This is a genomic window from Pectobacterium fontis, assembly GCF_000803215.1.
Lineage (GTDB): Bacteria > Pseudomonadota > Gammaproteobacteria > Enterobacterales > Enterobacteriaceae > Pectobacterium > Pectobacterium fontis.
The window spans coordinates 77,844-94,926 of sequence record NZ_JSXC01000035.1; the positions used below are offsets into that span (position 1 = coordinate 77,844).

A 17,083-nucleotide genomic window follows, 5' to 3' on the forward strand; every position below is an offset into this window, starting at 1 on the left:
CTAACGCGCCTTGAACTGGCTAAAGCCAAAAAAACAACTGCGCCGCAAATAAATGCGGCGCAGTGTAGAGTATACAACGTCAGAGGTTAGGCGATATCAATGACTCACGGCACATCTGGCCAATTAATATCAGGTACGGCATTGATGTCAATACGGCTCAGCAGTACACGGTAGGTTTGCCATGCAGCCAGTTGTGCACTTTCTGCTTCAGTTGCGATACCCAAGGAAACAGCATCAGACAATGTATTGATTTGAGTATTTGCTACGCCTAGGCGCGTCGCTAATTCTGATTTCGCGTTCTGAATCAATGCTTGTTGTTGGGCATCGCTATCAAGTGCCCACGCCTTGCCATCCCAGACATCGAAATCTGTTGTCGGTTTAATCAGTGTGACATCATTCGCGAGTTCGCCAAGATAGGTAACTGTTTGTGGATGACGATTTTCCGTATTGTAAACAGTCTGACCGCGATAATCCGGTACGTGTTCCCATTTCAAACCATCAATAGAACGGCGTAATGCCAGGCCTGATGATGGTATTTCTGGCTCATCAGAATAGCTGTCAGCAGGAATACCGATGCCTGTCATTAAATATTCGTAACTGGCACTCTGATATTCGCGCGTTTCAGGATGAACATGATAGACAGTAATCCATCCTGTGTTAATTGCTAATCCGTTTTCATTTAATTCTGCGGCTTTAATTTGTGTTGAATAGTTGCTCATTATGCGGCTCTCACGATGTAGTTAAATGCAATATTGCGGGGGCGGGTTTCATTGCCGCCTACGGCGGATGTGGTACTGTCGTAATAAAGCCACATTCTATTGTCTAAATCTGTTCCCTGTGACCCTACGTTCTTGTTGTAATTCTGCGGTGCAATCTCTGAATATTCGACGTTAATACCATCATTCTCAATGTAATAGCGATCCCGATACTCATGAGCGTGACTCTGAATAGCATGTCCTTGTCCAGACAGCAGCGCACGCCCAGAATCAACTCCACGCACGTCATCCCAACCACGAATAAATTCACCGCGCAGATCGGGTAATTTTCCAGTGGGGTAACGGCTCCCCAACACAGGGTATTTAGCCTTATCAAATACTTGTCCATTACATTTCAGCCAACCGAGTGGTGCGGTAGCGCCAGGAAACGGGAAAGGAATACCAGAAATATCATCAACTGTCACTGGTGCTATTTCTTTAGTACCTAGCGTTTTATAATATCCGTTTATATCTACTACAGCGTTGACGTTATGAATTAATATGGGGTTAGTGCTAACAATCGGAGCTGAATTCCCGGCCGGTGACGAAGAAACAGTCACACCATTTTGTGTTACAGACAGCACCCAGGACGCATTTTTCACGTCAGTTTTATACCATGCAGTGCCACTATATCCACAGTTCACAGTAATATAAGCATCGATAGGTGAACGCATAAACAGAGAATCACTGTTAGCGAATAACTCAGCTTTAGTTGGAGAAGCAGGTAAACCACGAAAGTAAGCTACATCTCTCGGCGTAGCTTCTGTCGTCTTGACATTAAAGCCACTGGCTACCGGATAGTTAGTAAATGTTTTTACACCACCGATGATCTGTACGGTATCTTTTGAAACAACCTTACTCAATCCATTCGCCAACGCACTATCAGTTTCCGCTTTGGTATAAGCCCCCACATCAACAGCAGTTGGCTTATTATTGGGGCTATAAACACGCTGGCCTTTTTCTTTGAGTAATCCGACAACATTCAGCTCATGACCAATCGTCACATCCCCTGTTGCCAGATTAATATCGAAGGGGCGCAACGTATTATAATTCCCCGTTTTATCCCCTTTGTTCGTCAGAAGAAGATAAAAACGGCTGTTATCATTACGCATGATGACGCCGTAATCACCATAGATAAGACGCAGTGCATTCGCCGCTGATAACAATAACTCGCCTGTCAGCGTCCCGCCTGCCAATGACAGTTTCTGGGCTAATTCATTCAGCACCGTAGCCGAAAAATTCGGATCATTACCAACCGCTTTTGCCAATTCCTGCAACGTATCCAATGCCGCTGGTGCGCCATTCACTAACGCTGCCGCAATCGATTTCACAAATGCCGTCGTCGCCACCTGCTGACTATTACTATCCGTCGCAGGGGTTGGCGCTTTCGGCGTGCCGGTGAAAGTCGGGTTAGCCTTCGGCGCATATTGCGTATGCGGGTCGGCGGCAGCGGCGTGTGTCGCCAGATCGCTACCTGTTTTTTCCTGCTCTTTTTTCAGATAGCGGGTACGACTGGCCAGTTCTTTAGCCTGTCGGTTTGAAACGCCGTCCGGTCCACCCACGACCGGATCCGACGTTTCGATTTGATAAATGCCGTCAACCCATTGCGGGTTCTCTGACAAATTCGCCATGTTCAAGCGCTCCCATGATTGTAGTTACTGTCGTATATCGCCGTCCGGTTGTAGCGGATAGGCACTTCCCAATATTCGATGCTGGCCAGATGACACCGTGCCGGGGCAAACATCCCAATGGCATTACGCAGCATTCTGGCCTGATCGTTGGTAATTGGTTGTTTTAGCAGCACGCGATAAACCGCCCACGCGGCTTTGTCACCGTGTACATACAGGTTGTTGTAGGTGGTTTCGCCGTCATAGCTCAGCCGACCAATATTCTCGATCAGCGTGCTTTCGCCGAAGCCGAAGCGGCGGATGATCTCTTTAATGCTCCAGGGCGTACCTTTACTGCGATGCAGATCGATAGCGGCCTTGATCAGCGCACGTTTGGAGTCATCCGACTCCGCCAGTTCCCAGCCGTCACCAAACAATGAGAACTGTTCGGCCAGCCAAGGCAGCACGCTGTCATCGGCGATATCGACCAGATAGACCAGCAAGGCATTGAGATCGATGTCATCAAAGCGGTCGGCCAATTCCGCCAGCGAACGAAAGCGGGCGTCGGCGGCCAGCGGGGGTGGCAACAGCCGTAGTGAATCAGCCATTCGACACCCCGACGACGCTGACATTGATGCCCGTGCAGTTCGCCCATTCGCTGTCATCAAGCACCATCAATGGCGGCGAAACGAGTTCCACCTGATACACCCCAGGGATGGAGAGCGTGGCAATAATCTGACTCGGCACGATGTCGCGACCCAGCGTGGCGGTTCGGGTTTCCACCCAGGCCTGCACCGCTTTCTCCGCCGCAGCCTGAACGACGCCAGCCTGCTCGCCGTTAAACAGCGTCAATTTGGCGTTAATGGCGTAATCCACCCGCGTGGGGGACTTGGCGGAGACAAAATCCGTCAGTGGACGCACTTGCTCGTCGGAGCAAAAGCTTTCCACCAGCGAGAGCATGCTGCCGTCGGGTAGGCCAGTGCTCAGTAATGGATAAAGCACCACTTCGCCCGGTTCGGGCGACATCACCGCGACATCAACAATGTTTTGGTGTGCCCGCATCGCATGGAAGCGATACGCCAGTTTCGATCCTGCCGTGCTGAATGATTCAGGTGCCAGTTGAATACGTTCACGCAGGCGCTCATCATCCTCTTCAGCAGAACCACCGCTGCTTTTGGCAAGATTGACAACGTGTAAATCACTGTCGCCAACTTCATCCAGCAGCGTACTGATCTGAGCGGGTAGCCAATCATTACCAACATCACCACTTTCGGTGCAGGTCGCCAGCACCGTGACACCGCTGGCATTCGTTCTCAGTAGCGCATCACTGTCTGTCGCAAAAATCACGCTATCTGAGGCACTTACTCGCGTGCCAGCAGGAATCAGCAGATCGTTGACTAGCGGCGTTTCAAGGGTAAAGCGAAGCTCTGCTCGTGCGGGTTGCGCCGCTAAACGGTAGACGCCGACCAGTTCCGCCAGATAATCCAACATCGGTGCACGAGCAAACGCGACCAGGTTCTGCTTGGCGGCTTCCTGAACCGCACTACGCACTAAGGTTTCCCGGTAGGCAAAGAGGTTAATCAGCAGACGTTCAGCCTGCGCCGGATAGAGTGTTTTCCCTGAGTCAGCCTCATATTTCGCGATCATTTCAGCGGTAATTTTCGCCGCATCGCGTTCAATAAAGCTCGGTTCTGTCAGCGCCATAACAACTCCGTGGTCTGTGTCGCGCCGTTAGCGGTTTTCCAGCTAACGAGCAGCGTCAGGTGATCCCCATTCACAGAAGGTTTAACTGCCAGTAGCTGGCAGCGAGGTTCCCATCGTTTGATCGCTTCTACCGATTCCCTGACGACATGCGGAATTGCACGATCGATCGGATAATCGAGATACAGATGCAGATTGCTACCAAAGTCAGGCCGATGTGGGTCGCTGCCGCAGGGAGTCCGCAGGATGATGTGAATCGCCTGCATGATATCTGCCGTTCCTTCGACGATATCGCCAGAACGTTGCAGCGCCGGTTGCCAAAAAACAGATTGAGTTTTCATAGGGGGCTATTGTCGCCCCCGGTGAGAGGAAGGAATATTAAAGCGGTTTAGGAAAACGCTAGTGCGAGTGGTGGTTAGAGTTACCACCAGCATCCATGACGCTGCCGCTAGCGTTGATGTTGCCGGAGACACTGACATTACCACTAAGGCTGGCACCACCAGAACCGGACATTCCGCTTTGGTAGGTGAGTGCCCCTTGCACCAGTAGCTTGCCAGTTACCGTCGTTTCTGGCGCATCAATAGTGACACGCTGAGCGTTAACCACCACGTCAGTGCCGCTGCTAATCACAATATGCTGCACGCCGCCGTTGATCGTTAACGTATGCGTTCGACGATCGTATTCAAGATGCGCACCGTCAGCGAACGTCACCGCCCTTTTGTCTTTATCCGCCAGCGTTGGTACATCAGCAGCGGAATAAATGGCCCCCAGCACCAGTCCGTCTTCGCCGTTGCCATCCAGCAGAATTTCGACCTGTTCGCCAATATCCGGCAACCAATAATCCTTATTATTCTGCGTATTGCGTTGTAATACCGGCAGCCAGGCAGTACGCAGATTGTCACATTCAGGTAAACGAACGCGTGCCATCACGCGGATTTCATCCACCGCGCTTATCGTGCCAATTCGCCGAGATAAACTCATGCTGCTTTCTCCTTGTTACTATTGACCTTCCGTGTTGTCTGGCTCCCATCCGGGTGGTACGTCACCAACGTTTTCCCGTTGTCCGTTTTTCTTCTACCTGCCGTCACCGGCCCACGGGTGAGCTCAATCTCCGTGGTGTAACCACCACCACGTTCAAGCGCATGGCGAGCCGAATTGATCAACCACTGACCAGAAAGCTGACCAAATGCCACCAACTCGATTTTATTTCCCGCCGCCAACTGTGGGCTGCCCATCAGCGTCATCGATCCCGTTTGTTGCTTTTCGTTGTGCGCATCCAACGCCGCATTTGTTTTCATCCTCACGCCAGCAGCATCTGCTGCACGCGTGTTCACTTTCAGCGTATCCGCACTGGTCGATGCACCGGCTGACTTCATCTCATTTTTTACGCTGCCATCAGCTTCATAAACAACGAGTTTCTTTTCGCTTCCTTTCTGGTATTTCGTCTTGGCGTTTTTGTAGACATGGCTGATCGAATCGCGTAATGAGAAACGCGCCACGTCGGTTGGTGAAACTTTTCGTACAGGCTCCTGGCTACGCAACGTCGCCAGATGGGAGAAGATCAACTGGTCGCTGACCACTTTCACCGCATAGCCGTATTCGCTGGCGAGCCGTTTCAGGAAAGCAACATCGGTTTCCGCATATTGCGTCACGCGATCGATGTTGATGCTTTGAATCGTCCCTACCAGAGTCAACTGATGCTTTTTCGCGATACGCGTCGCAATAGCCGCAAGCGTAGTATCCTCAAAGCCCCGGTTTGATTTGGTTCGCAACGCACGGTTGACGGAGGTCGCCACACCGCGAATGGTGACTTCGCTGGGCGGCGCGCTCACCTCGATTTCATCGATCGAGAACGTGCCGCAGTTAAACAGCGTCTCACCACGATAACCCAGTTTTAGCGATAACGTATCCCCCGTACCGGGATACCATTTATCCAGCCAGCGGCCATCGGTATCATCGAGCCGAACTTCAATCGCATCCGATTCATTCTTGATGCTGTCGGTGTACGTCACGCTGGTGACATATGGTGCGATATCGTTGGTGATATCTTTCTGTTGATACCACAGCGTGAATGTCGGTTGCAGCACATCCGAAACGCCGGGAGAAAGCAGTTTTTCTATTAACGCAGCCACGGTGGGGTATCCTCCGTCTTACTGGCATCGGCCTGTTCAATGATGGGAATCAGTACCACCACACCAGATGGTAACAATGACACGATAGGTACATGTGGGTTAGCCGCAATAATGCGCGGATAGCCAAGCGGATCGCCATAATACAGATGCGACAACGTGTCCCACCGCTCACCTTGTTGGGTAATATGTTCGAGATACATCAATTAACCCTCTTTACGATTTCAGCCGTCAGTTTGCTCAACGCTGGCGCAGCTTCATTAAACGTGTCGCTCGCGGCATCAATTTGCTTACTGATGGATTCAACCTTGTCGATAACATTCGTGCTGTTGATTTCTTTCAGCAACACGGCAATCTGCTTAACCTGTTTTAACGTATCATTGGCAGCTTTATTGACCGCTGTAATATCAGGCATCATCTCTACAGCAGTACTCGCTGCGTCAGAAACCTGCTTCGCCACATCATCCAATGCGGGTACTGCCTCACTTAACGGTGTTAACACGTTGCTCACTTGCGTCAAAAGCTCCGGCACCTGCAATAACGCCGCACTCGGGTTTTTCTTCATCCTTTTCACTATCTGTACCGTATTTTTCGCAGCCTTAATCGCAGATTGGGCTTTTTTGGCATAGGTCACCGCAGTGCGTAACGATTGAGCGAAATCACTGACTTTAGCCGCAACATTGCTGATCGCACTGACGTTAGGCACTGGAGTTTTAATCGCCGGTGGCTTAAGCGGGTTCTTCGGATCGCCGATGTACTCTCGGAGCGTCAACTCAGCCTTCATCGCCAATACATTGCCTTTTGAGTCAGTATGTTGACTCGTCGAAGTGAGTGCGGTGATGACAAACCAGCCACGATAGTCTCCGTTACCAAAGACCAACGCCATTGCCTGATGCGCCCGCATCGCCTCATTCAATCGCGCCAGTTCTACCTCAGGTGAACAATATTGCTGGTGAAATGCCAAGCTAATACGCATCTCATCCAGCTTCGCTCCGATAAATTGCAGACCCGGCTTACCTTCAATACGGTTATGTTCAGCATAATCCGCACCAAATGACGCATCAAAACCGTCCCAATAAGCAATCACGTTAAATTCAACATTTCCTAATACCGCAAACATCAGGCGTACCCCCTGCGCTCGCGCTGAGCGAGCAGCTTATTCAACATATTTTCCAGTTCATTCATGCTAAGCGTCAGCGTCTTCGTCATTTCAGGCGTGGGTGCTGTCTTCTGACCATTGAGATAAATAGTGGGCGAGAATGCGACCTGAACACGTTCTGAAGGCGCTGCGACAGGTTTGCTTTTCATTCCGCCAACAGGAGGGAGCATAGCGACACGCTGTTGTGGGGTTGACGCAATTCCTTTTTCAGTCTTAGGTGATCCCACTCGCAATGTCGGCGGTAGCGGCAACGTAGATGCCGAGGTGGAGGGTAGGGTTCGAGGAGGATCAAGGGTTGCAACAGATGAGGCTGTCGTTTCGATTGATGTGGTTTTCGAGCCAATACCCAGAAAATTTTTAACACTATCGGGAATAAATTCGTCGATCTTTTTCAGGGCGTTTTTTAGTTCAGGGAAAGCACTTGTAATCCCCGTCACTAAGGCATCAATAATCACACCTCCGAGTGCGCTTAGGCTATCAGGGAGTTGAATACCGAGGTCACTGACGGTATCGGCAAAAATGGAATACAGTACACCAAATGGCGACCAGTCAAGCAGGAAAGCGGTAATCCCCGCTACACCGCCGGATACAGCGGTTTTGAGCGCTTCCCACCCCGCATTAAAAGCCTGGCTGACTTGTGACCATAGGTTTTTAAAGAATGCACTAATCGGTTCCCAATAGCGGTAGAGCAGATAAGCGCCCCCTGCTATTGCCGTGATTGCCAAACCAATCGGTGTCGTCAGCAATAAACGCCCCAGGAGCAGTACTGCTCGTCCCGCCATCATCAGGCCACTACGCAACACACCGCCGAGCATACGCCCTAATGTCCCAGCGCCGCCAACTAGCCAGTTCAATGCAGCGCCTACACGTTGCAACCCCCCCGTTCTTGCCAGCCCCGCATTGAACAACTGCCAACCGCGCTGAAGGTGTAAAATACCGTCCCAGATACTCTGTAACGGGGAAAGTAGTGTGATAATCCCCAGTTTCGCGCCGCTCAGCGCCATTCTGAACGCGGAGAAACTAACAACCGCCATCACGATCCCACGCACCAGTTCAGGATTCTCTGCCGTCCAGGTCACGAGTTGATCCAAAATAGGGATGAGCACGTTACTCAGAGAAACCAACACAGGTGTCAGCGCCTCACCGACATTGAGCGCAATATTCAGCACTGATGTTGTCATTTGATTCCAGCGCCCTGTCAGGGTGTCATTCTGCCGGGCGAAGTCGAGATCCAGCGTTTGCGTGGCTGCCGGGCTGTTCATCCGCTGTTGATTCTCTTGATAGCGCGTCCAGTTCTGCTTCATCGACAGAGCATAATTCACCGCTTCTGGCGTCCGGAAAACCTCCTGTAAACCGTAACGCTGCATTAAGCTTTGCTGCGCGTCCACGTTGCCCGCTTTACTGGCCTTATCCCACTGTTGCTGGAATTGGCTACCTTTACTGTCGATAAATCGGTTACTAATCTGAACCGCAGCGTCGTACTGCGAATACCCGCCTTTCATATAGCTTTTTAGCGAGGCGTTATAATCCACGCCCGCGTTAAGGTAGCTGTCGGCAATATCGGTACGTCCCACGGCATTCATGTAACTCCCCAGCCGGGCAGCCGTGTTCGCTTCCGTGTCTGCACCTTTTGTCGCGCTCAGACTGGAAACCAACTGGCTCAGTGCCTGATTACCGGTCGCCCCCATCGCCGCAAATCCTGGAGCCAACGCGGTAGCGTACTGCGTCATCGCTGACATAGAGAATCCCTGCTTGGTTCCTGCCAGCATACGGGAGAAGGATTCTTCTAGTGCGTTCGCCCCTTTAAGGTTAAACACGTCATCCAATGTGGCAGACAGCGCAGTAAGATCGGACAACGCCGCGCCAGAAGCCGTTGACGTTTTCCCCAGCACCGCGGCAACATCCGTTGCCTGCACAGAGGACATACCGCTATCAAGCAATTGTCCGGCACTACTGAGCAACGCATCCGGTGTTTGATTCACTTTTTGTGAAGACTGACGCAGACGCTGCCCCATCAATTTTTCTTGCTCGTTCGATAATCCATGAGCAACGCTGATGTCACGCAGTTGCGCCTCAAATGACGCATAACGCGTGACCGACGCAATAATAGGCTCCATGATTGAGCCAAACTGCTCGCGTTTAGTCTGAAAATCATCAGCGAGTTCATCTCGACGTTCTCTGAGCGTTTCCTGACGTGACTGGCCATTCGCCAACCGTTCCTGATTAATCTCCAATGCACGTAGTGACTGGCTAAGCTGGGATGTCGCCTGAGTACTCGCGACACCAAAACGCTCCAGAGATTGATTGATTAGACGCTGCTGCTCCTGCCATTTCTTCAACTCATGGCTAAGCGGTTGCAGCGATTTTCTTGTGTCATCCAGTGTGGCGCCAAACGCCCTGCCCAGCATGACACCGTTTAAAAGCATATCCACGGTTCACTCTCATTCAGAAAAGCCCCTTACGGGGCGGATCGGAGACGGCGGCTTCGGCCGCTCCAGCTTGGTTTCCCCATTACAAACCGGGGATAAAACGAGGGAAAAGGACGGACGATGAGCGAGAAGAAGACAGGTGGTGAGGGAGCAAAACGGCCAGCGTCCTGTCGCTGGCCGGGTTAGGGGTGGATGGTAGGCTCTTTAGCCCTGTTAATAATCAGTCTTCCTCACCGTTCTCGCGTTTTATCTGTTCGCTGGCCTCATCGAGCCAGCGTTCAAAATCGTCCAGTTCCAGCGCATCAATTTCACTCGGCTGAAAGCGAAACCACCTCGCCAGCAGAGCCTGCGCTTTCCACAGCAGTGCCGGCTGCGTTATCCAGCCCAAGTAGCTGCTGAAATCGTTTTTGCAGCGCCATGTAGTCCTGTGCGTCCATCTCATCGATGTCTTCTGGTACCAGACCGGTCATGCGTGACAGCAGCGCATCGTCCCACTGGCTTGAGTCATCGCTGATTTTTTTCACCGCTTTGATGTCTTTGACTTTCAGACGCTTGAGCGAAATGGACTCCACGCGTTGACCGGCAGAGGTGGTATAAGGGAATTGCAGAGAATAGGTTTCAGTGTGCATAACAGCTCCTTAGTAAATGTCGGGAGCAGTATCGCGTGCGGCGAGGAAGAACGATTTTAAAGCGAATTAGGAAACTAACGTTGCGGGCATAAGAAAGGGGCCGAAGCCCCTTTCATTTCATTGTCAGCCCTACCGACGGCTTGAAAGATAAATTAACCGCCGATATTGGCGCGGTAGCTGTTCAGTTGATCCACACCGCCCACCATGAAGATGTTGGACATATAATCCAGTTCCAGCAGGTCTTCACCGTTCATCACCTGCTTGATGTAGGTGCAGTTGAACGCGCTACTGAAATCCGGGTTTTCGTGCTGTTTGAACGTGCCCAGCGGATTCTTTTTGAACATGATGGTCATGTACGTCACCAGCGGCACTTCTTCGATACGGCCTTGAGAGCCATAGCGTTCCACGCTGGAGCGACACTGCAATGCCAGCGACTGGTATGGGTTCGCCGCTGCCAGCATGGCTTCACGATAGAAAGAGTTCCACTTGATCTCGCCTTCCAGCTTGTCAAAACCCGCAGGCAGTTCAATCTTGCCAACCATGCCCAGCGCCTTATGCTCCTGCATAATGACAGAAACATCCGGCAGTTTGATTTCCTGCGCACGCCCCAGCAGGTTAGTACCATTGATATAGATGTTGGCGTTGGTAATACGGTTTACTTCAATTTTCCCGGCCATCAGTTAGTGCCCTCCAGCGTTACCAGGTATTCCGAGGTGATCTCCGTCTCAAAAGTCAGACGCTCAAGCGGAGGCGGCGGCGTGAATTTGTAATTAAGCAACAGATGCCCCGCCGCCAGCTCGGTTTGCCCGTTACGTGCAGCGTCGAACCAGCATTTAAAGCCCAGCAGTGCGCCGTCACCGATCAACTTGCGACCATAGGCGTTAACCGATTCCACCAGCGCGTCAATCAGTGCCTGATTGATCGGCATGTCGATGTACTGCTGGCTGAAATAACGAATGGATTCGTTAATCACATCGCCAGTACGACGCACGTTTTCGAAGTTCTTCATGTGCGTCACAGTCGGCCAGGCAGCGGTGCGATTGCCCCACAGGCGCAGGCCAGAACCGTAGCTGTTGAAGATAGTGCTGATGCCCTGCTCGTTCAGCAGGTTCACTTCACTCTGCGGATCGTCAATCATTGCAGACAACTGACGCTCTACGCCGGTGATCCCTTTGATTTCCTGATTGGATGACGACCACCAGAAACCTTTCTCCAGATCGACTTTGGCACGCAGACCCGCGGCACGCGCCGATAGCGGCTCCAGACGTTCACGGTTGGTTTCCGCGTCGTACACTTTTACGTGCGGATAACACAGTCGGACACGTTCAGAGCTAGTGTTGAAATTAATCGTCCCTTCCGGGCCACGACCGCTCAGCGCCTGAGCAAAAGTCGTGCCGATTGGCGCATCGACATAGGCAATCGCCCCCAGTTTATCCGCCATTGAGATAAGCTCGGTTGTTACGCTATTTTGCGTACAAAACACTGGAGAAATCAGAATTTTGGCAAAGAAGCCGTACAGGTTGTAGGTATCATTCAGCAGTTTCATACCGGTGCGATTGCCCGCGGCGTTGATGCTCCCGATGATGTCGGCAGCCGTCACTTTCGTGACATCAGCAAAGTCATAAGACGCGCTGACTACGGCTGCAACATCGATATTTTTACCCAGATTTTTCAGGACGCCAGTTTGCACATCGAGCGTATAGTCCTGACCTTCCACAAACGGCTCGCCGCCTTCTGCGGCCGTCAACACCAGTTTGGCGATGACACGGTTAGCCAGTTGTGCCGTACCGGTCGCTTTGTCAAACGTGACTTTTTCTGCGCTCACAGACGATTTATGTTTCGCCGGATCCAGCACATTGATAACCAGAACCGTACCTGCGCCATGATCGTAAATCGCATCCAGCGCCTGCGGGATGGTATAACCGCCGAACTGGCTACCAAACTGCGCCGCGTCTTTTTCGGATAGGCACAATGTGACGTCATTTACTGCACCCAGCGGTGCCGTACCAATCAGCCCGATTACCGCCGATTTGACGGTTTTTACCGGACGCGCACCGGTTTCGACTTCAAGAGTTTCTACACCATGTAAATAATTAGCGGCCAAGGGTCACCTCCGTTGCGCTATCAGCCTGGAACTGATCGGCGACAGGCAACAAATAGCCCAACGCGATCAGCGTTTTCACATATTCATGATCTGCTGGCAGTTCAGTCACCTGAGCGGGCCAAAGCAGAATTTCCTGACCATCAGCCAGCGTGACGCCGCTGGCGGGGCCGGTATAGCGATACTTCATGCGTCTTTCTCCTCATAATTGACCGTAGTAAGCAGAGGACCATCCGTCTGCTCGCGGTCTTCGATAAAAAGGGTTTCAGTGGTGCAATCGATGGCGTAATGCCAGCGTCCTTCGGTGTAGCCAACATAGCGGTCACGTACTAATCGAATACCGCGATGGCAATCAGGCAGTCGGTATCCTCCCAGCGCCTGACGAACGGTATCGAGCGTGGCCAGCACGCCGTCTTCGCCATCCAACGCCGACAGCAGCACGGCAACCATCAATTGCGGGCGTTGAGTCTGTACCGGTGAATTCACGTCTTCTGGTACAGCAAATTCAGAACCGCGGTATCCCACCAGTACATCTCCTGGTGTCGTCAGAATATTTTCTGGACAAGAAACAATCCGACGAGTAGGTAAATGTTGTTGAAGGCGAGCGATCACCGCATCAATGATTGGTTTGGTATTCATTCGTTCATCCCGTTGTATCGATGACATCATGGTGTTGATGGCATCTCGTTTTGATGGCGCTAGTATCCGGGGAATGGCTGGCTACGGCTTTTAATCTGTTTTAGAAAAAATGATGAGAAGAGTGCGTTGAAAAAATTGCCCTAATACGCTGAAAAAAAAATAAAAAAATGCCAACACAATCGTGCTGGCAAAAAATAGGGTGGTAGAGATTACGGGCAAATACAGAAGAGAAATGAATGCAATAGGTTTACCGATCCCAGTATTTTTCGGGTCGGGCGATGCCAACCATGCTGTCCACAGCGTACTCCACGACATCGACACCGAAGCGAGTGAGATTGGCCAGCCAAACACCACCGACCTCTTTGCTCACCACCGCCATCTGGCAATCAGCCAGATAATCCAGCGCCTGACGCAATTCTGGTTCTGAAGTATCGGCATGTAGCCGCCGCATCACCGCTAACAGAAACCGTTCATTCGCGGTATACGGACGCGTTTTATTTAATGTGCTAAGCAAATGCCACCGCATCGATTCTTGTCGGATACGCTGTATGTCAGCCATGAATACCTCCGACATTTCGCTGCTGCACTAACTCCAGCTTGTTATAGAGTGCATCTAGCTTAGCCTCAATGACTGTCTGACCACGGATGTAATCCTCACGCCGCACGTAAGTCAGCGGTAAATCAGCACGAAATTCCAGAAATTCTCGCTCCAGTCGCGTCCATCCTTGCTCGCTCTTTTGGCGAGCATTTTCCAGCGCAGCAAAACGCTCGTTCAGCCGCTTTTCAATCTGGGTAAGCAGAATCCGTCCGGCGGCAAACAGGAAGCTCATAAATGACAATAGCAGGCCGACTAGCGACCAAAACTCCACTTCAATCTTCACGAGTGACCTCCCCTGCCTGTTGTAACGCGTCGATATAATCCAGCAGCGCGTTAACCTGCGCACTTAGCGCCTGGTAGCGTTCTCCGTTGGCGCTGATGTTGGCGAGGATATCGCGCTGGGAGACGCCTGAAGGCTGTAATTCGGTGTCAGCGGCTCTGCCGGAATTGGTCGTTGCGCCAGTACGGCGGGCAGCGGCGGTAGCGTCTGGGACGCTATCGGTGGGCAGACCGAAAGCGGCGTTGTAGTACTGCACGAAGCCACGAGTAAACACGCACTGCACAGGCTGAATTTTGCCTTTTTCGTCAATGTATTGCTGAGTAACATGGTCGATTTTCCGTTGCAGGGCCGCATTATCTGCCGCCAGTTTTTGACGCGCCGCCACATAGCGCTGTTCGAGTTGATTTCCACGCTCCACCTGTTGCTGGTATTGCTGCGCTGCCGCACGCAATTGCTGGTTCTGGGTTTCCACCTGCTGCTGCTGTAGCAACGTAAATGCCGCTTGCTGTTTTGCCAACGCGGTATCTCCCAAAGTTTGCGCCAGTTGATAACCTTGATGACGACCAGTCAGATAGATCGCGAGTAATAACACCGCAGCAAGTAAAGCGATAACCACCCGTGGTGAAAGGAGAGATTTCAGGCTATTGATAAACAGACTATTCCACACAGCTCGCCCTCCCCCAGCCCAAATAACGCGGTGCCAGTTGGTGCAAAATGCGTTCGGGGTAATGACGGTTTTCACGCCAGTTAGCGGCGCTACGCCCGGCATTAACGGTTGCCACATGATCAAACCAGCGGAGTACATCTTTCTCGGCAATCTTCGCGCGCTGTTTATCACGCTGTAACCAGCCAAGCCCGCCGTTGTAGGACGACAGGGTCATCGCCATACGTTCACAATCATTACTGGCGCGGATTCGTTCCCACAGCCAGCGATCGTAGCCCGTCAGCGCGCGGATAGACCACGCTGGATTAAACGGCTGGTTCGCACGAAGCTCAGGCACTATACCGCTAAACCAGTCGGCGGTTGCTGGCATAAACTGCGCCAGCCCCTGTGCGCCAACGGGTGAAACGGCCCGAGGATTCCAGCCGCTTTCCTGATGCAACTGAGCCGCAAAGTCTGCGATTGGGGCATTCATGCCCCAATCCAGCCGTGCGCTGCGAATCACATCACTGCGGTATGCCTGTGCGGCACGAGGAATCGTCTCCGCGCAGACGAGTGTTTTAAAAAACAGTGTGTTGAAAAATAGAAGAACGAGAAGATATCGCATATCACAGCCCCATCGCTACGCCGATGCAAACGGCTGACACGATCAGCGCTCGCCGTAACATCGCGGCGGCAAACACGGTGTGATGACCGTCCCGAACCGGGAAACGTCCACGCGGCATAGGCTCATCCCCCTGTTCGAGGAACAAACCGGGACGCGCTTTAGGAAACAGCGAGCGATCCAGCCAGTAGCCGAGTACGGCGGCAAGTGAGATAAGAGAGAGTTTATAGACGGTAACGGGAAGCTGCTGCGGGGAAATCAGCCCGATAACAGCAAAGAGACAAGCGGATGTCACAATCCAGCCAGTAAGACGCGGTTTTTTGATTTTTTTCACGATAAAGCCTCCTGATAAGAATGGAGGCCATTATGCAAAATGAGGAGAATTGATGATTTTAAAGGAGTTTAAGTATCGCTACGGCGCGATATCCATAGGATTTAATCAGTTAAAATGATGGTTTACCAACGGGCTGAAACCAGGCCGCCAGTTGCAAAATATCTTTCTCGTTCAGCGTACCTGCGGTATAGCGCAGCAATAACCATGCCTGAAGCCAACTGTATTTCGCTTCCGCCAGCTCGCGACGAGCGTCATACCAATCCTGCTCAGCCAGCAAAATATCCAGATTAATACGTTCACCACCCGCGACACTCAAGCGCGTGGCGTTAACCGCTTCTTGCGCCGACGAAGCCGTCATTTGCCAGGCTTTAATTTTCGCCGTTCCGTTATGGTACAGGTTGTAGTACTTTTTTAATTCCGCCAGCGTTTGTTTGGTCTGATCGTCCAGCTCAGCCTGACTCTGCTGATATTCTGCTGCGGCTTGCCGCATGGATGCCGAGACGGAACCACCGGAATAAAGCGGGACATTCAGTTGCAACCCCACACTCTGCGTGTCGTATTTCTGGTTATAGTTGTATTCACTTTCCGAACGGCTATTGCGCGATGACGCCACCAGCGACAACGTGGGTAAATGTCCGGCGCGGCTGCGCTCGATTTCATAACGGCTAACGGCCAACCCCTCGCGTTGCGTCGCCAGTTTAGCATTGTGCTGCACGGCCAGATCGCGCCACTGCGCCAGCGTCTGCTTGCCTGCGTCCTCAGACGGCAGTTGAGTCAGCGTCAGAGGATGCAGCGCCGCGATATCCAGCGCCGTGCCCGTCATATTCTCCAGATCGGTCATCGCCGCATCCAGATTGTCCTGCTGCTCAATGCGCTGCGCGTCAATCAGTGTAAAACGCGCTTCAGTTTCCCGCACATCGGTTAGCGTGCCTTCACCGGCCTGCAAGAGACGCTTATTCAACGCCAGTTGTTCCCGATAAGCTCGCTGCTGGGCTTCCAGCAATTGCAATTTTTCCTGCGCCAGCAGCGCACTGCTCCAGGCTTGATATAACCGTACCATCAGATTCTGACTGCGGTCACGAAAGCGCTGGTCAGCCATCAACGTACGGGCAACGCCCTGTTGATAACGCGCCCAGGCCGCGTAGTCGAGGAGCGGTTGGCGTAGTGATAGCGTTGACGTATAGCTGTTGTAGTCACGCTTTAGCGTGCTATCGCTGAGACTATCTGTTTGGGTGACGGTAGAGTGGCTACGATTAGCGTTGTAGCCATATTGAAGATTCGGCAGCAGACTGGCACGCCCGATCGTCTCCTCTTCCTGACCCGCGGCGTGCTCAAACCCCGCCGCGCGAAACTGAGCGTCATTACGCAGCGCCAATTCCCAGGCATCCAGCAACCCTAATGCGTTGGCGCCCGAAGACAGCAGGCCAAGCAGTATGATTATCGCGATCCTTTGCATG

At 52.1% G+C, this 17,083-nt stretch carries 22 protein-coding genes; all 22 read right to left on the reverse strand.

Annotated features, from left to right (window positions below; genetic code table 11):
* Positions 1-104: 104 nt before the first annotated feature.
* The 22 genes from OI69_RS12785 to OI69_RS12890 all read right to left on the reverse strand — a co-directional run bounded on the left by OI69_RS12785 (position 105) and on the right by OI69_RS12890 (position 17,082).
* Positions 105-719, reverse strand: a complete 615-nt coding sequence (locus OI69_RS12785; protein ID WP_039351011.1) for a tail fiber assembly protein — start codon at positions 717-719, stop codon at positions 105-107.
* A complete protein-coding gene (locus OI69_RS20115; RefSeq protein ID WP_052198371.1) occupies positions 719-2,386 on the reverse strand; it encodes a phage tail protein in 1,668 nt (555 codons plus the stop codon). Before OI69_RS20115 ends, OI69_RS12785 begins: the two co-directional genes overlap by 1 nt.
* A 2-nt stretch (positions 2,387-2,388) precedes the next feature.
* A complete protein-coding gene (locus OI69_RS12800) occupies positions 2,389-2,970 on the reverse strand; it encodes a phage tail protein I (protein ID WP_039351014.1) in 582 nt (193 codons plus the stop codon).
* Positions 2,963-4,066: a baseplate assembly protein gene (locus OI69_RS12805; protein WP_039351017.1), complete on the reverse strand. Its 1,104-nt coding sequence runs from the start codon at positions 4,064-4,066 to the stop codon at positions 2,963-2,965. The genes OI69_RS12800 and OI69_RS12805 overlap by 8 nt, the downstream gene beginning before the upstream one ends.
* Positions 4,057-4,404, reverse strand: coding sequence for a GPW/gp25 family protein (locus OI69_RS12810; protein WP_039351019.1), 348 nt, complete (start codon positions 4,402-4,404; stop codon positions 4,057-4,059). The genes OI69_RS12805 and OI69_RS12810 overlap by 10 nt, the downstream gene beginning before the upstream one ends.
* 58 nt (positions 4,405-4,462) lie before the next feature.
* Positions 4,463-5,044 (reverse strand): phage baseplate assembly protein V, encoded by a 582-nt coding sequence (locus tag OI69_RS12815; RefSeq protein WP_039351022.1) that lies wholly within the window; start codon positions 5,042-5,044, stop codon positions 4,463-4,465.
* On the reverse strand, positions 5,041-6,195 hold the full coding sequence (locus tag OI69_RS12820) for a phage late control D family protein (protein WP_039351025.1): 1,155 nt from the start codon (positions 6,193-6,195) through the stop codon (positions 5,041-5,043). Before OI69_RS12820 ends, OI69_RS12815 begins: the two co-directional genes overlap by 4 nt.
* Positions 6,183-6,395 carry a tail protein X gene (locus tag OI69_RS12825; protein ID WP_039351027.1) on the reverse strand — a complete coding sequence of 71 codons (213 nt, stop codon included), beginning with the start codon at positions 6,393-6,395 and terminating at the stop codon, positions 6,183-6,185. Before OI69_RS12825 ends, OI69_RS12820 begins: the two co-directional genes overlap by 13 nt.
* Positions 6,395-7,312, reverse strand: a complete 918-nt coding sequence (locus OI69_RS12830) for a phage tail protein (protein WP_039351030.1) — start codon at positions 7,310-7,312, stop codon at positions 6,395-6,397. The genes OI69_RS12825 and OI69_RS12830 overlap by 1 nt, the downstream gene beginning before the upstream one ends.
* The gene (locus OI69_RS12835; RefSeq protein ID WP_039351032.1) at positions 7,312-9,777 is read right to left on the reverse strand and encodes a phage tail tape measure protein; all 2,466 of its coding nucleotides are present in this window, start codon (positions 9,775-9,777) and stop codon (positions 7,312-7,314) included. The genes OI69_RS12830 and OI69_RS12835 overlap by 1 nt, the downstream gene beginning before the upstream one ends.
* Positions 9,778-10,000: 223 nt before the next feature.
* A complete protein-coding gene (locus tag OI69_RS20355; protein WP_094431851.1) occupies positions 10,001-10,144 on the reverse strand; it encodes a GpE family phage tail protein in 144 nt (47 codons plus the stop codon).
* Positions 10,089-10,409 (reverse strand): phage tail assembly protein, encoded by a 321-nt coding sequence (locus tag OI69_RS20250; protein WP_039351035.1) that lies wholly within the window; start codon positions 10,407-10,409, stop codon positions 10,089-10,091. Before OI69_RS20250 ends, OI69_RS20355 begins: the two co-directional genes overlap by 56 nt.
* A 152-nt stretch (positions 10,410-10,561) precedes the next feature.
* Positions 10,562-11,086, reverse strand: a complete 525-nt coding sequence (locus OI69_RS12845; protein ID WP_039351038.1) for a phage major tail tube protein — start codon at positions 11,084-11,086, stop codon at positions 10,562-10,564.
* Positions 11,086-12,513 (reverse strand): phage tail sheath subtilisin-like domain-containing protein, encoded by a 1,428-nt coding sequence (locus OI69_RS12850; protein WP_039351041.1) that lies wholly within the window; start codon positions 12,511-12,513, stop codon positions 11,086-11,088. The genes OI69_RS12845 and OI69_RS12850 overlap by 1 nt, the downstream gene beginning before the upstream one ends.
* Entirely contained in the window at positions 12,503-12,700 is a 198-nt protein-coding gene (locus OI69_RS12855; protein ID WP_039351044.1) for a hypothetical protein, read from the reverse strand. The genes OI69_RS12850 and OI69_RS12855 overlap by 11 nt, the downstream gene beginning before the upstream one ends.
* Positions 12,697-13,149 carry a Gp37 family protein gene (locus tag OI69_RS12860; protein ID WP_039351047.1) on the reverse strand — a complete coding sequence of 151 codons (453 nt, stop codon included), beginning with the start codon at positions 13,147-13,149 and terminating at the stop codon, positions 12,697-12,699. The genes OI69_RS12855 and OI69_RS12860 overlap by 4 nt, the downstream gene beginning before the upstream one ends.
* Positions 13,150-13,396: 247 nt before the next feature.
* Positions 13,397-13,708, reverse strand: coding sequence for a hypothetical protein (locus tag OI69_RS12865; protein ID WP_039351050.1), 312 nt, complete (start codon positions 13,706-13,708; stop codon positions 13,397-13,399).
* Positions 13,701-14,030 carry a hypothetical protein gene (locus tag OI69_RS12870; protein WP_039351054.1) on the reverse strand — a complete coding sequence of 110 codons (330 nt, stop codon included), beginning with the start codon at positions 14,028-14,030 and terminating at the stop codon, positions 13,701-13,703. Before OI69_RS12870 ends, OI69_RS12865 begins: the two co-directional genes overlap by 8 nt.
* Positions 14,020-14,694: a hypothetical protein gene (locus OI69_RS12875; protein ID WP_039351057.1), complete on the reverse strand. Its 675-nt coding sequence runs from the start codon at positions 14,692-14,694 to the stop codon at positions 14,020-14,022. Before OI69_RS12875 ends, OI69_RS12870 begins: the two co-directional genes overlap by 11 nt.
* Positions 14,684-15,295, reverse strand: a complete 612-nt coding sequence (locus OI69_RS12880; RefSeq protein WP_039351060.1) for a transglycosylase SLT domain-containing protein — start codon at positions 15,293-15,295, stop codon at positions 14,684-14,686. The genes OI69_RS12875 and OI69_RS12880 overlap by 11 nt, the downstream gene beginning before the upstream one ends.
* Position 15,296: 1 nt before the next feature.
* Positions 15,297-15,626, reverse strand: coding sequence for a putative holin (locus tag OI69_RS12885; protein WP_039351063.1), 330 nt, complete (start codon positions 15,624-15,626; stop codon positions 15,297-15,299).
* 109 nt (positions 15,627-15,735) lie between these two features.
* Positions 15,736-17,082: a TolC family outer membrane protein gene (locus tag OI69_RS12890; RefSeq protein WP_039351065.1), complete on the reverse strand. Its 1,347-nt coding sequence runs from the start codon at positions 17,080-17,082 to the stop codon at positions 15,736-15,738.
* Position 17,083 lies beyond the last annotated feature (1 nt).